This window comes from Streptomyces sp. NPDC030893, assembly GCF_055571535.1.
The window spans coordinates 171,100-185,931 of sequence record NZ_JBVIFC010000010.1; the positions used below are offsets into that span (position 1 = coordinate 171,100).

The window sequence follows — 14,832 nt, forward strand, 5'->3', positions numbered from 1 at the left end:
CCGTGTCCCTCTCCCACCGGGCCGCCCCCCGGGGCACACCCGTCCCGCCCGACGAGGCGCTCGCCGCCCTCACCGACCGGTCCGCGCCCTACCTCGTAGGCGTACGGCATCACGCGCCCTCCCTGGCCGCCGCCCTGCCCGCGCTGCTGGACGGGGCCCGGCCGGAGGTGCTGCTCGTCGAACTGCCCGCCGAGATGCAGCAGTGGCTGCCCTGGCTGGGACACGAGGAGACACGGGCCCCGGTCGCGCTCGCCGCCGCTCCCGCCGACGGGAGCGACGGGCCGGCGTTCTACCCGTTCGCGGACTTCTCGCCCGAACTGGCCGCCGTGCGCTGGGCCGTACGGCACCGGGTACCGGTGGTCGCCTGCGACCTGCCGCTCGCCGACCGTGCCTGGTCCGAAGGCCGGCGGGCCCCGGCGGCGGGGGCCGCCGGCCCCGGGCTCGCCACCGCAGTACGGGCCCGCCTGACGGGCCGACCCGGGGACGACCTCTGGGACCGGCTCGTCGAGGCGACCGCCCCCGGCTCCCCGCCCGAGGCCCTGCGCCGGGCCGCCCTGCTCACCGGGTGGGCCCTGCGCGAGGACGCGGCCGCCTCGGGCGGCGTACCGGAGCTGGACCTGCGGCGCGAGCGCTGGATGCGGGCCCGGCTGGCCGAGGCCACCGCACACGGAGAGCGGGCCGCCGTGGTGGTGGGCGCCTTCCACGCCCCGGCGCTCCTCCGGCTGGACGCGCGGGAGGACCCGGCAGCGGACCCGGCACCGGACCCGGTACCGGACACGGGGCGGCCCGGCTGGACCACGTCGCTGATCCCGTACACCTACGCGCTCCTCGACGAGCGGTCCGGCTATCCGGCGGGCATCCGGGACCCCGAATGGCAGGACATGGTCCTGCGCGCGGCGGGGGACCCGGCGGCGCTGGAAGAGGCCCTGATCCGGGCCGCCGTACGCGTCTGCGCCGCACTGCGCGGACTCGGCCACCCCTCCGGGCCCGCCGACGCACAGGAGATCAGCCGCCTCGCCGCGGACCTCGCCCGGCTGCGCGGCCTGCCCGCGGCCGGCCGCGGCGAACTCGTCGAAGCCGTCCAGACGGTGCTCGCGCAGGGCGAGCCCTACGGCAGGGGACGGGCCGTGGCGCGGGCGATGGAACGCGTCCTCGTCGGCACCCGCGGTGGACGGCCCGCCCCGCAGGCGCCGCGCAGCGGCCTCGCCCCCGCCGTCGAGGCCGAGGCGGCCCGCCTGGGCCTGCCCGGCCCCGAGACCCGGGGTACCGCCCGGGACCTGCGGCTGGACCCGCTCCGCTCCGACCTGGACCGGCGCCGTGAACTGCTGCTGCGCCGGCTGACCGTGTGCGGGGTGCCCTACGGGGAGGCCAGGGAGGTCGTGGGCGCGGGCGGCGCCGAGGCCCTCACCTCCCGCTGGGAGGTCCGCTGGACACCCGCCACGGCGGCGATGCTGACCGCGGCCGGTGTGCGCGGGGTCACCGCCGCGCAGGCCGCGGAGGGCGTGCTGCGCGAACGGCGGCGCCGGGAACGCGACGAGGGCGGGCCGACCGCCGCGCAGGCCCTCGAAGGGCTCGGGCAAGCGGCGGAGTGCGGCCTGACCGGGCTCGCGGACGAACGTCTCGGCGACATCGCCGACGTCCTGCCCGGGACCGGCACCCTCGCCGAACTCCTCGCCGGTCTCGCCCTGCTGGACCGGCTGCGGGCCGGCCATGTCCCCGGACTGGCGTCCGACACCGGCCGCGAGGCCCGGGCGGCCGCCGTCGCCGACCTGCTCACGGCGGCGGCGGTCCGTCAGGTGGACGGCCTGACCGGCTCCGAGGACCTGTCCGACGCCCACGCCCTGCTCGAACTGTCCCACCGCGCCGACCTGCTGGGCGGGATCCGGCTCACCGACGCACTGGAGCGCCTGTCCGCGGGCGGTTCCCCGCTGATGCGCGGTGCCGCCGGGGCCGTACGCGTCCTGCTCGGCCACGAGGACGCGCGCACCTTCGGCGACCGCGTGGCCTCCTGGGTCGACGGGGCCACCGACCCCGGCTCCCGCGCGGCGCTCACCGCCCGGCTCGGCGGACTGCTGACCGCCGCCGGCCCGCTGCTGGAGACGGCGGAGCCCGCCCTGGAACCCCTGCTCACCCGGGTGACCGAGCTGCCCGACCGGGCGTTCCTCGACCGGCTCCCCGCACTGCGCGCGGGCTTCGACACCCTGAGCCCCGCGGCCCGCGACCGGCTCTTCGCCTCCGTCGACGCCCGCCTCGGCACGGCGCACCTCACCGACACCGGGAGCGTCGACCCGGCCGCCCTCGCCGCCTGGACCGAGGCCGACTTCGCGGCCCGCGAGCGGCTTCGGACACTGGACCTCCTGCCGCGCCCGGCCGGAGCCGGCCCGACCACGGCCACCCCGTCGAACGGCACGCCGCCCGGCCCCGGGACCGCCGCCCACGAGGCCGGCGAGGAGCCGTGCGCGCCGGCTCCCACGGCACATCCGGCGCCGGAGCCCGGACCTGACGCCGCGCCACCGCCCGGACGGGGCGCGGAGCCGGGGCCCCGCCCGGACGTGACGGCGGGACGCGGGCCGGGTGCCGTGCCGCGCCCCGGAGAGGAGGCCGAGACGGGCCACGAACCCACCGTCGCGGTGCGCCCCGGACCGCACGCCCCCGCCCGATCCGGAGATCCGGAACCCGCGGCGCGGCCCGCTCCGGAGGCCACCGCCGCCGGCGACGGTTTCCAGCCGGGCACGGTCCGGGGTGAGGGCGCCTTCCTCGCCCCGGCCGACCGCTGGCGTCTCCTCCTCGGCCGCCGCACCGACGCGCTGCCCCCGTCCGCCGCCCCGCTCGCGACCGCGCTGGACGAGCTGTACGGCAGCGGACGCGGCGAGGGCAGCCGGGGGAGCCTCACCGGCCCGGGACGCGGCGGGGGCCGCCGGGCGCCGTATCCCGGCGTGCGGGAGTGGTCGCAGGAGCTGGCCGCGCTGTTCGGCCCGGGCATCCGCGAGGAGGTCCTGGCCGCGGCCGCCGCGTCCGGCCGCACCGACGTCCTCACCGAACTGGACGCGGACGCGGTGCGTCCCTCCGTGGACCTGCTGCGCACCGTGCTGCGGCACGCGGGAGGCCTGCCCGAGGCCCGGCTGGCCGCACTGCGCCCGCTCGTACGGAAGCTGGTCGACGCGCTCACCCGGCAGCTCGCCACCCGTCTGCGCCCCGCTCTGCACGGCACCGCCCTGCCCCGTCCCAGCAGACGGCCCGGCGGCGGCCTGGACCTGCCCCGCACCCTGCGGGCCAACCTGGCGACCGCGCGCCGCGGCCCGGACGGCACGGTGCGGGTGATCCCCGAGCGCCCGGTGTTCCGTACCCGGGCGCGCCGGGCCGCCGACTGGCGGCTGATCCTGGTCACGGACGTGTCGGGGTCCATGGAGGCGTCCACGGTGTGGGCCGCGCTGACCGCCTCGGTACTGGCGGGGGTGCCGACCCTCTCCACCCACTTCCTGGCCTTCTCCACGGAGGTCGTCGACCTCACCGGGCACGTGGACGACCCGCTGTCGCTGCTGCTGGAGGTCAGCGTCGGCGGCGGCACCCACATCGCCGCCGGACTGCGGCACGCGCGTGAACTCGTCACCGTGCCGTCCCGCACCCTCGTCGTGGTCGTCAGCGACTTCGAGGAGGGGTATCCGCTCGGCGGTCTGCTCGCCGAGGTCCGGGCACTGGTGTCGGCCGGCTGTCACGTCCTGGGCTGCGCGAGCCTCGACGACACCGGCCGTCCCCGCTACTCCACGGGCGTCGCCGGCCGGCTCGTCGCCGCGGGCATGCCCGTCGCCGCCCTCAGTCCGCTCGAACTCGCCCGCTGGGTAGGGGAGAAGATCGCATGAGCCCGGACCTGCCCCCGGTCGCCCCGTCCGTCACCGCCGAACTCGTCGCGGCGCTCTCACCCCGGCTCCGCAAACGGCTGGACGCGGGCGTCACCAAGCTCCTGGCGCGCCCGGCGACCCGGGACGGCGACACCGTGCGGATCGCCGTGGACGACGAGAGCGATGTCACCCTGCACGCCCCGGGCGGAGCGGTGACCGGCGCGGACGCGATCCGCTGCGGATGCCTGCTGGCCCCCGACTGCCTGCACCGCGCGGCGGCCGCCTCGGCGGCACCCGTCACCGACGACACCCCCGGCCCGGACCCCGCCGGGGACGGCGACACACAGGAGGAGAAAGAGGAGACGGAGCCGGGCCCGCCGGAGGGGAAGACGGCCCCCGAGACCGCCACCGCCGGTCAGCGCGCCGCCGCCGGAGCGGTGTTCGACGCCGCCGCCGCCGTCCTGGAAGCCGGCACCGACGGCGCGGGCGCCGTGCTCCAGGCGGAACTGCTGCACGCAGCGCACACCGCCCGGCTCGCCGGCCTGCCGCGGGCCTCCGCCGCGGCGGTCTCCGTGGTGACGGCGGTCCGGGCCGCCCGCGCCGCCGACCCCGGATACCGGCTCACCGACCTCGCCGGCGCGCTCACCGGTGTCCTCGGCGTCGCCCACCGGCTCCCGCACGCCACCGGCCCCGAACTGGCCGGACTGCGCGGCACGGCCCGGCAGCCGTACCGCCCCGACGGCTCCCTGCGCCTGTACGGGCTGTTCTCCGAACCCGTCCTCACGGCCACGGGCTACGCGGGCGCGGTCACCTGGACCGCCGACGCCGACGGACGCCTGTACACGGTGTCCGACGTGGCGCCCGGCGGACCGGCCCGGGCGACCGGCGCCGCCGACCGGGCCGTACGCATCGGCGACACCACCCTGACCCACCGCGAACTGTCGCGTGCCGGGCTGGCCGTGTCCGGCGCCACCGTCTCCCCGGCGGGCCGCCTCGGCGCGGGCGCCGGCGTACGGGCCGTCCGCGCGTCCGGCGCGGACTGGCGCGACGCACCGCTGGACCGGCTGTGGGCGGACCCCGCCGCCGACCAGGTGACCCGCGCACTGAACGGCGGACAGGACCTGCTGTTCCTCGAGGTGACCCTCACCGGCACGGTGCGCGGGACGACGGGCGACTGTCTGCTGGCGGACTGCGGCGGAGTGCCCCTGCGGCTGGCCGCCGCCCATGACGATCCCGCCCTGCCGCACCGCGACAACCTCCGCCTGCTCGCCGCCGCCGCGGGCAGCCGGCTGCGGATCGTCGCACGCCTGGTGCCCGGACCGTATCCGCGCGCCCTGCTGCTCGCCACCGACCACCCCACCGATCCCACGGCCCGGGTGGACGTGGGCCTGGACCGCCTCCAGCACGCCGACCTCCCCCCGGGCGCCCTCGCGCGACCGGCCCCCGACCCCGGCACCGGGGACGAGGCACCGCTGCACCTGCTGCGCCGCCGCGTCCACCAGGCGGTGCCGGGAGGCCGCCGGGTCCTCACCCTCGCCGGGAACACCTCGGGCGACGCCACGCGTCTGCGCGGCCTCGGCCTCGCCACGGCGGCCGGCCTCCTCGACGACCTCCACGCGGCCGCGGCGGACCGCTCCCGTGACGTCTTCGGCCGCCTGCTGCCCTCCGACACGGGCCGCTTCGCCCGGTCCTGGCTCGCCGCCGCCGTCTACACCGAGGCGGTCGAACAGGCCCTGTGCGCCCACGCGTGGGGAGCCGCCTCCGGCGAAGCGGCCCTGCCGTCCGGGCCCTGACCGACGGGACCTACCGCTCCTCCCGCTCCACCGGCAGCCAGAGTTCGGCGTCGGCCTCGGTGTTGTCCGGGGATATCCGGGTGCGCAGGATCTCCGGACCGGGCCGGCTCCGGTACGGGTTCGACGGGAACCACTGCGTGTACACGTTCGCCCACAGGTGCTGGATGGCCTCCGGGGCGGGCCCCGAGGTGGTGAACACCGCCCAGGTGCCCGCCGGGACGTGCAGGACGGACGTGCCCTCGGGCGCGGGCGCCGACGTGACCACACCGTGGTAGTAGTCGAGTTCGGTGCCTTCGGCGCGGCTCGGGTCCAGGTCGTCGCAGACCGCGACGACGCCCCGCGGCTCCTGGTCCGACAGCTTCTCCAGATCCTCCAGGGCCTGCCGCCCGATCCCGCGGACGAAGTCGATGATCGCCCGGTTCGGCCCCAGATGCACCAGGGGAACCCTGGCCCTGGGGCCGACGACGGTGAAGGCCGGCCTGTCCACTACGCGGTAGCGCATGCTGTTGCTCCCTTCGACGGTGAGGCGGAAGGCCAGCCGGGGCTGGGAAACGAGCGCGGTGCCGGTGCGCCGGGCCTCCCCGGGCCCCACACCGTGCATGGCGCGGAACGCCCGCGCGAACGCCTCGCCCGAGCCGTAGCCGTAACGCATCGCGATCTCCAGCAGCGTCCCGGGCCCGGCGAGCACCTCGGCACCGGCGACGGTGAGCCGCCTGCGCCGTATGTACTCCGACAACGGCATGCCCGCCAGGGCCGAGAACATCCGGCGCAGGTGGTACTCCGAAGTCGCCGCCACCCGCGCCAGTTCGGCCACGTCGACGGACTGGTCGAGACGGCGCTCGATGTGGTCCATCGCCTGGTTGAGCCGCTCCAGCACGCCCGGTCTCCTTCCTCTTTCGCGGTCACCACGCTAGGCAGCCCGGACAGGGCCGCACCCGACATCCTGTGCCCGATCGGATCGGGTCGCCGCGACCGGCGCCCCGGCGGGCCGGGCCTACCGGGAGAACCGGGGACGCGCCACGGACGGCACCGGTTCACGCCTCGGTTCCAGCCGCAGCAGCGGCCAGTGCGCGAGGTCCCGCAGCAGCTGCCGGTCGTGTGTCGCGACGACGACGGCGGCACTGGCGCCGCGGATCGCGTCGGTCAGTTCGTCGACCAGCCGCGCCGACAGATGGTTGGTCGGCTCGTCGAGCAGGATCAGCGTGGGCCGCCCGGACAACGCCAGGGCCAGGTCGAGGCGCCGCCGCTGCCCCTGCGACATCCGCCCCACCGGCGTACCCGCCGCCTCGGAGCCGAGCAGCCCGAGGGCCGCGAGGGGCACGGTGTCGGTGGCCCGCAGCATGCCGCGGGCCGTGAGCCGGCCCACGTGCCGCTCGTACACCTCCCGGGCGGTGAGCAGCGGGTCATGACCGGCGGTCTCCTGGCCGACCTGGACGACCCGTGCCCCGTCCGCCGTCCGCACCTGCCCGCCGGTGGGCCGGAGCGACCCGGCCAGCACCGCCAGCAGCGTGGACTTCCCGGCGCCGTTCGGTCCGGTGACGAGCAGCCGGTCGCCGCCGTCGAGCGTGAGACCCACCGGACCGGCCAGCCGCCCGTCCACGGCCACACCGTGTGCCCGCACCTGCGGCGTGCCCGGCCGGACCCCCGCCTCCGGCCACCGCAGCGCCGGCGGCGGTTCCGGCAGGTCGATCCGGTGCGCCCGCAGGGCCTCCCGCTGCCGGTTCAGCGCCTGCACGACCCCGGGTGCCCGGGACTGGCGCTGGTGCTTGCCCGTCCCCTTGTCCGGCCGCCAGCCGGTGGAGAGCCGGTCGCGGGCCTGCGCCACCGCGTCCCGCAGCCGCAGATGCTCGGCCTGCTGCTGCTCGTAGTCCTGCTCCCAGCGCTCACGTTCGCGGCGTCGCGCGTCCTGCCAGGCGTCGTAGCCGCCGGCACAGAGGAGCGGCTTGCCCTCACGGGAGGGGTCGAGGTCGACGAACCGGTCCGCGACGTCGCGCAGCAGCGCCCGGTCGTGACTGACGACGGCGAGGCCGCCGTCGTGCTCGCGCAGCCTGCGGGTGAGGAACTCCAGCCCGCCGGCGTCGAGATGGTTGGTCGGCTCGTCGAGCAGCAGGATGTCGTGCCGGGCGCCGAGCAGACAGGCCAGCCGGACGCGGTAGCGCTGCCCGACCGAGAGGGTCGACAGCGGCCGGTCGCGGTCGGCGCAGGCCCCGAGGGCGTCGAGGGCGACGTCGACCCGGCGTTCGGCGTCCCAGGCGTCGAGGCGGGTGGCGGCTTCGAGGGCGGCCGCGTAGCGCTCGCCGGCGGTGGGGTCGCCGCCGGCCAGGGCGAGGGCCGCTTCGTCCAGCGCGCCGAGCGCCGCGAGGGAGGCGGCCAGTGCGGCGGAGGTCAGGGTGCCGACGGTCGCGCCGTCACGTGCGGACAGTTCCTGGCGGGCCAGGCCGACGGTGCCCGTTCGCCGTACCGCGCCCTCGTCGGGTGCGATCAGTCCGGCGAGGACGTGCAGCAGGGTCGTCTTGCCCCGGCCGTTCTCGCCCACGACGGCGATCCGCGACCGGGCGGAGACGGTGACCGACAGGCCGTTCAGGACACGCCGGGACCCACGGGTCACGGTGACGTTCTCGGCACGGACATGCGCGCTGCCGCCCGCCTCGACGGGCAGCGGCACGGCTTCTGGGGTGAAATCGGGGTTCAACGGATGCTCCGCAGCTCGCAGTGGAGCCGGGCAGCACGGAAGGCCGCCCGGCGGGAACCGGAACGGCGTGCGCGGATTCAGCAGGAAGGGCGCCGCCGTCAGCGGGCGGATCGGACCTTCTGCGACCAGATGCCTCGTGCCATACGGGCAGGCTAACAGGGCCCGCGTCCCCGTCGCACACGGATTACGGACCGCCCGGCGGGGCGGCGCCGGGCGGCCAGCACAATGGCGGCCATGACCTTTCCCTCCCGCACCCGCCACCGCACCGCGAACCACGTGCCGCACAAGCGCCTCACGGCGGCCGTGACCGCCCTGGTGGTCACCGGCGCGGGGCTCGGGCTGAGGGCCGTGGCGACGGGGGACGTGGCCAAGTACGGCGGGGACGCCCTGTACACCCTGCTGGTGCTGGCCCTCGTCGTCCTGGCGGCACCGCGGACGTCGCCGCTGCGAGCCGCCGGAGCGGCGCTGGCCCTCAGCTGGGGAGTGGAGTTCCTGCAACTCACCGGTCTGCCCGCGGACGTCGCACGGCACAGTGCCCTCGCCCGTCTGGTCCTCGGCTCCACCTTCAACGCACCCGACCTGTTCTGGTACACGGTCGGCGCGGCAGCCGGCTGGCTCGCCCTGAAGGGGCATGAGCTGCTGCGGCGAAGCCCGTCACTTGCCGGACCTATCGAATCTCGATAGTTTCCTATCGCGGTTCGATCGAGGTGCCGGTTACTGGCGAGCGCCCGAGCCGACCGCTGCCACGAGGCGCCGACGGCGCGCGCCCACGTCGATCCGAGACGGACCCACAGGAGCACAGCCATGCCCGCAGCAACACGCACACCCCACCGCCCCACCGGCACGGCCCGTGCGGACGTCCTGGTGGTCGGAGCCGGGCTGGCCGGCCTGCACGTCGCCACCGCCCTCGCCCGCCGGGGCCACGACGTGCTGCTCGCCGACCGGCGGACCACCCTGGCCGGAGCGATCCGCACCACGGGGATCTTCGTACGCAAGACACTCGACGACTTCCCGCTGCCCGAGGAGCACCTCGGGCCGGCCATCCGGCGCGTCCTGCTCTATCCCCCCGGCATGCGCCGCCCCGTCGGCCTGGTCAGCGACCGCGACGAGTACCGGGTGGGCGACATGGCACGGCTGTACGAGGCGGGGGCCGCCGCCGCGGTCGACGCCGGTGTGCGGCTGGCGCTGGGCACGCGATACGCCGGCCGGCACGGCGGCACCTGCCACCTGATCGGCCGCGACGGCCCCACCGACGTCCGGGCGCGGTTCGTGGTCGGCGCCGACGGTGCCCGATCGACCGTCGCCCGTGACCTCGGCCTCGACCGCAACCGCCACCTGCTGGTGGGCGCCGAAGAGGTCTTCGAGGTCCGTCCGAACGGCGAACCGCCCACCTTCCACTGCGTCCTGGACCCCTCACTCGCCCCCGGATACCTCGCCTGGGTGGTCCACGACGGCCGGCACGCCCACGTCGGCACCGCCGGCTACGCCCACCGCTTCCCCGAAGGCCTGCGCCGGGCCCTGGAACGCTTCAGCGCCTCGGCACCCGGACTGGCCGGCGTCGACCGCCCCGAAACGGTGGAGCGACGCGGCGGCCCCATACCCGTCGGTGGTGTGCTGCGCCGCATCAGCTGCCCCGACGGACTCCTCGTCGGGGACGCGGCGGGCGCGGTCTCCCCGCTCACCGCGGGCGGCCTGGACCCGTGCCTGCGCCTGTCGGAACTGGCCGCCTCCGTCCTCCACGACGCGCTGACCACCGGTACGCCGGACGCGCTCGCCCACTACGGCGGAGCGAGCCTGCGCGCCGCCTTCCGGGGACGGCTCTCCCTGCGCAGGGGCCTGTCCCACGTACGGACGCCGGCCGCGACGTCAGCCGCGTTCACCCTGCTGCGCACCCCCGTGGGCCGGGCAGCGGCCGGGCGGATCCTCTTCGGCGACCGCTCCTTCCCCGACCGGCCCGCCGCCCCGCGCGTCCACGTCGCACACCGGTGACCGCGGGGCCACCGGCCGCCCGCATGCGCGCCCACGGCACCCATTGCACGCTGGTCCCATGGCGACCGAGCAGCCCATCGTGATCTACCCGCCGGGCGAAGACGGCGGCCGGCGCGTCCGCGCGGGGCCACGGTTCCTGGGGATGGCGTACGGACTGCTGGACGTCGTGGAGTTCCTGCGCCTGGCCGGGCTGGACGACGTCGACGACGACTGGATGCGGCGCTCCGCGCTGGTCGAGTGGCGCGGCGGCGGCCCGGACGCGTGGAGCGGGTGACCCGACTGTCAGTGCCGTCCGGCATGGTGTGCCCATGGACGAGCGAGTGGAACGGGTCGACGAGCACGACGAGGTCCTGGCCGTCGTCGGCAGGGGCGAGGCGATACGCCACGGATGGCTGCACCGCATCGCGACGGTCGTGTGCCGCGACACCGCCGGGCGGACCCTCGTGCACCGGCGTCCCGACGACGACCCGCGCTTCCCGGGCGGGTACAACTGGATGCTCGGTGGCGCGGTGGAGCCCGGCGAGACCTACGAACAGGCCGCCGCGCGGGAGCTGACGGAGGAACTCGGCGTCCGGACCCGACCACGGTTCCTGTTCAAGTTCCGATGCGCGGGCGTGATCAGCCCCTACTGGCTCGGCCTGCACGAGACCGTCGTCACCGGCCCCCTCACGCCCGACCCCGCGGAGATCGCCTGGCACGACTGGCTGACGGAACCCGAACTCGGGGAACTCGTCCGCCACCGGGCGTTCGTCCCCGACGCGCGCGAGGCGTTCGACCGATACCGCGTCGCGGGCCACGGAGGGCGGCCGCACCACGCCTGACGCCCCCTCACCCCGGCGCGACGGGAGGATCCACATGGGTGACGGGGTGTGCGCCCGCCCGTCGGGCGGGTCACCATGGCAGGGAGCGGGGGGCCGTCTCGTCGTCCCGGAGGATCCCCACGGTGGACTTCCTGCTGCCGGTCCTGTTCGCGCTGGGCGCGGCGCTGTGCAACGCCCTGGCGACCGTCCTCCAGCGCAAGGCCGCCCTGAGCGTGCCACGCTCCGACTCCCTGCGGGCCGGGCTGATGCTCGACCTGCTGCGGCGCCCCGTCTGGCTCGGCGGCATGGCCGCCGTCATCGCCTCGGCGGTCTGCCAGGCCGTGGCACTCGCGACCGGACCGATCACGGTCGTCCAGCCCCTCCTCGTGCTGGAGCTGCCGCTGACCCTGGTCATCGCCACGGCGCTGCTCCAGGGGCGCCTGCCCCCGGCCGGCTGGGCAGCGGTCTGCGCCGTGGTGGTGGGGCTCGCCCTGGCCCTGTTCGCCGCGTCACCCGAGGGAAACCGCACGCACGCCCCCATGGACCACTGGATCCCGGCCCTCGCCGTGTGCACCGCCGCGATCGCCGGCCTCGTGCTCGCCGCGCTCCGCAGGCCCGAGGGCCGGGCGCGCGCCGCCTGCTTCGGACTGTCCGCCGCGGTCGCGTACGCGACGACGGCGGCGCTGATGAAGACGTCGATGCACACCCTCGACGACGGGGGCGTCACCGCCTTCCTCACCACCTGGCAGACCTACGGCTTCGCCCTGTTCGGCGTGTCCGCGCTGTTCCTCCTGTCGAACGCGATGCAGGCCGGACCCCTCGTCGCCTCCCAGCCGGCGATCACACTCGGCGACGCGGGCGTGAGCCTGGCCCTCGGGATCACCGTCTACGCCGAGTATCTGCGCGGGGGCTGGTGGATCACGCTCCAGCTGCTCGGCGCCGCGCTGATCGCCGTCGGCGTGCTGGCCCTCTCGAGGCTGCCGCTCGCCCGCGCGCTGAGCAGCGACGACCGTACGGCCGCCCCGGCCGAGGCCCCGTGACGGACCCCCGGGCACACCTGTGTAACGTCCGGCCGTATGGATCAGCCGCCGCTCTCCCCGCCCGTGCCGGGCACCCGGCCCCGTGCCCGCGACCTCGGCATCGTCATCGGACGCGCCCCCACCGGCCCGCTCGACGCGATCACCGACGTACCGGGCGTGCGCGTCGGCCACACCACGGTCCGCCGGGACCCCGAGGTGCACAGCGGGGTCACCGCCGTGGTGCCGGACGCGGTGGGCCCCGGCACACCCCTGCCCGCGGGCGTGTTCACCGGCAACGGCTACGGCAAACTCGTCGGCACCACCCAGCTCACCGAACTCGGCACACTGGAGACCCCGGTACTGCTCACCTCCACCCTCTCGGCGTTCCGCGTCGCCGACGCCCTCGTCGGCTGGATGCTGCGGCGCCCCGGCTGCGAAGGGACACAGAGCCTCAATCCGGTCGTGGGGGAGTGCAACGACGGCTTCCTCTCCGACATCCGCTCACGGCCCGTCCACGAGGAGCACGTCCGCGCCGCCCTCGACGGAGCGTCGGGCGGGCCGGTGGCCGAGGGCTGCGTCGGCGCGGGCACCGGAACCGTCGCCCTGGGATTCAAGGCCGGCATCGGCACCGCCTCACGCACACCGGACCTCGGGGACCGGCGCTTCACCGTGGGCGCCCTGGTGCAGGCGAACTTCGGCGGCACCCTGCGCGTACTCGGCCGCACCCTCACCCCGCGTTCCCTCGGGCTCGTGCCCGGCGATCCGGAACCGGTCGCGGAGACCGGCTCCTGCATGATCGTAGTGGCCACGGACGCCCCGCTCGACGCCCGGCAGCTCACCCGCGTCGCCCGGCGGGCGGTGTTCGCCCTGGCACGCACCGGAGCCGCCTACAGCCACGGCAGCGGCGACTACGCCGTGGCCTTCGGCACCCGGCCGGACCCCGCCGCTCCCGTGGCCGACGCCGATCTCGGCCCGCTGTTCGAAGCCGTCCTCGACAGCGTGGAGGAGGCGGTACTCAACTCCCTGCTCGCCGCGACGACCACCACAGGCATCCACGGCAGGACCGTGCCCGCCCTCCCCGCCGACCTGCTCCTCGACGCCCTCGCCGCACCCGGGCCCGGCCCGGGGTGACGGGGCGCGGAGCGGATCCGCGGACACCGGCCGCGACCGGTCAGTCCCGTCGCCCCCAGGCCATCGCCATCCCCGGCCCGAGCTCCGCGAACAGAGGCGAGTCCAGGTACGCCAGGGCCTCCTCGACGACGCCGGCGTCGACCAGACCCGTCGCCGCCAGCTCCGGCCGCATACGGCTCCAGGTCTCGGACCAGAAACGGGCCAGCGGGCCGCCGGGGACCAGCGGCGGGCAGAACAGCTCCGCGCCGACGTCCCGCAGGCCCTCCTCCCGCAGGAAACGCGGATAGGCCGGCACACCGCGGATGTCGGTGCCGATCGCCGTCCGCAGCGCCTGCCACATGGCGTCCATGGTGCGCCGGTACGGGGAGGAGGCGGCCAGGGGGTCGGGCAGTTCCACCGCGTCGCCGAGCACCAGCACTCCGCCGGGGTTCAGCAGGCCGGCCAGCCGCGAGACGACCCGCCGGCGGCCGGGCAGGTGCATCAGGACGAACCGCGCGTGGATCAGGTCGAACGTGCCCGGTACCGGACGCTCGTCCGTGACGTCCCCGGTGACCACCCGCAGTCCGGCCACCCCGTGGGCGGCCAGCGCGCCGGTGTCCCGGTCCAGGGCGACGACCTCCGCGACGCCCGCCTCCTCCAGCAGCCACCGTGCGACCGTGCCGGTCCCGGCGCCCACCTCGAGACAGCGCCACCCGGGCCCCGCCCCCAGCGCCCGCAGCCGGTACGTGGTGAAGGGGTCGTACACCAGTGCGGCGGCGTCGATGCGCTCGGCCTCGTGAGGGTGTCCGGGCCCGAACAGGTCCTCCCCGTACCGGCCGCCGCCGGCCGGGGCCGCCCCGCCCGGGAAACGGGAGTCGTCGCTCACGACGGACCCCGGGCGCCGACGGCGACATCGCCGAGCCCGGCCATCAGCAGCACATCCGGTCCCCCGCCCCGGCGTTCGGCCCACGGCCCGACGCCACCCGTGCCGGTCGTCTCGCCCATCCTCAGCCTCACCTCCCGCACCGGCGGGCCCCGGGACGGACCTCCGTCCCCACCGTCTCACAGCCCGCGCACGGTGGCGCGGGGACGGCCCGGTCCCGCCCGACGGGCGCGTTCCGGCACCGGTACTGTCGAGGCATGAGCGAAGACTCCCGGCGTTCCGTCGTCGTCGAGCGGACCGCGACCGGCCACTTCGTCGCCACCAACGCCCGTGGCGGCACCCTCCACTTCGGTACCGCCTCCGACGACGGCGGGACCGCGTTCACTCCGGTCGAACTGCTGCTGGCCGCCATCGGGGGCTGCACGGCCGCGGACGTCGATGTGGCGACCGCCCGCCACGCGGAGCCCGACGGGTTCTCGGTGCTGGTGACGGGCGACAGGATCAGCGACGAGCTGGGCAACCGCATGACGAACCTCGCGGTCACCTTCGACGTCACCTTCCCGGACGGGGAGGGCGCGGAGCGCGCCCGCGCGATCCTGCCCCGAGCGGTGCGCACGTCGCACGAGCGGCTCTGCACGGTCAGCCGCACGATCGAGACCGGCACGCCCGTCAGGACGTCCGTCAAGGACGCCTGACCGGACGGGAGT

General features: G+C 76.4%; 13 protein-coding genes. 9 read left to right on the top strand and 4 right to left on the bottom strand.

Features of this window, described 5'->3' with window-relative positions:
- The first annotated feature begins 2 nt into the window (after positions 1–2).
- Positions 3–3,860 carry a DUF5682 family protein gene (locus tag ACZ434_RS20295; protein ID WP_468457688.1) on the top strand — a complete coding sequence of 1,286 codons (3,858 nt, stop codon included), beginning with the start codon at positions 3–5 and terminating at the stop codon, positions 3,858–3,860.
- A complete protein-coding gene (locus tag ACZ434_RS20300) occupies positions 3,857–5,632 on the top strand; it encodes a hypothetical protein (RefSeq protein WP_468457690.1) in 1,776 nt (591 codons plus the stop codon). Before ACZ434_RS20295 ends, ACZ434_RS20300 begins: the two co-directional genes overlap by 4 nt.
- A gap of 10 nt (positions 5,633–5,642) precedes the next feature.
- On the opposite strand, the gene ACZ434_RS20305 is transcribed toward ACZ434_RS20300, so the two are convergent.
- A complete protein-coding gene (locus tag ACZ434_RS20305; RefSeq protein WP_468457692.1) occupies positions 5,643–6,509 on the bottom strand; it encodes an AraC family transcriptional regulator in 867 nt (288 codons plus the stop codon).
- A gap of 117 nt (positions 6,510–6,626) precedes the next feature.
- Positions 6,627–8,324 carry an ABC-F family ATP-binding cassette domain-containing protein gene (locus tag ACZ434_RS20310; protein WP_468457694.1) on the bottom strand — a complete coding sequence of 566 codons (1,698 nt, stop codon included), beginning with the start codon at positions 8,322–8,324 and terminating at the stop codon, positions 6,627–6,629.
- Between the two features lie 234 nt (positions 8,325–8,558).
- Here ACZ434_RS20310 and ACZ434_RS20315 point away from each other — a divergent pair, with 234 nt between their 5' ends.
- The 6 genes from ACZ434_RS20315 (at position 8,559) to ACZ434_RS20340 (ending at position 13,263) form a co-directional block, all read left to right on the top strand.
- Entirely contained in the window at positions 8,559–9,008 is a 450-nt protein-coding gene (locus ACZ434_RS20315) for a ribosomal maturation YjgA family protein (RefSeq protein WP_468457696.1), read from the top strand.
- A 120-nt stretch (positions 9,009–9,128) separates the two neighbouring features.
- Entirely contained in the window at positions 9,129–10,313 is a 1,185-nt protein-coding gene (locus tag ACZ434_RS20320) for an FAD-dependent oxidoreductase (RefSeq protein ID WP_468457698.1), read from the top strand.
- 58 nt (positions 10,314–10,371) lie between these two features.
- Entirely contained in the window at positions 10,372–10,587 is a 216-nt protein-coding gene (locus tag ACZ434_RS20325) for a hypothetical protein (RefSeq protein ID WP_468457700.1), read from the top strand.
- A gap of 34 nt (positions 10,588–10,621) precedes the next feature.
- Positions 10,622–11,134 (top strand): NUDIX hydrolase, encoded by a 513-nt coding sequence (locus ACZ434_RS20330; protein ID WP_468457702.1) that lies wholly within the window; start codon positions 10,622–10,624, stop codon positions 11,132–11,134.
- 122 nt (positions 11,135–11,256) lie between these two features.
- Entirely contained in the window at positions 11,257–12,153 is an 897-nt protein-coding gene (locus ACZ434_RS20335; RefSeq protein ID WP_468457704.1) for a DMT family transporter, read from the top strand.
- A 36-nt stretch (positions 12,154–12,189) separates the two neighbouring features.
- Entirely contained in the window at positions 12,190–13,263 is a 1,074-nt protein-coding gene (locus ACZ434_RS20340) for a P1 family peptidase (RefSeq protein WP_468457706.1), read from the top strand.
- Between the two features lie 40 nt (positions 13,264–13,303).
- Here the strand turns inward: ACZ434_RS20340 and ACZ434_RS20345 are convergent, their stop codons facing one another.
- Positions 13,304–14,128, bottom strand: coding sequence for a class I SAM-dependent methyltransferase (locus ACZ434_RS20345; RefSeq protein WP_468457708.1), 825 nt, complete (start codon positions 14,126–14,128; stop codon positions 13,304–13,306).
- Entirely contained in the window at positions 14,125–14,247 is a 123-nt protein-coding gene (locus ACZ434_RS20350; RefSeq protein WP_468457710.1) for a hypothetical protein, read from the bottom strand. Before ACZ434_RS20350 ends, ACZ434_RS20345 begins: the two co-directional genes overlap by 4 nt.
- Before the next feature lie 135 nt (positions 14,248–14,382).
- On the opposite strand from ACZ434_RS20350, the gene ACZ434_RS20355 reads away from it, so the two are divergent.
- Positions 14,383–14,820: an OsmC family protein gene (locus ACZ434_RS20355; RefSeq protein ID WP_468457712.1), complete on the top strand. Its 438-nt coding sequence runs from the start codon at positions 14,383–14,385 to the stop codon at positions 14,818–14,820.
- Positions 14,821–14,832: the final 12 nt, after the last annotated feature.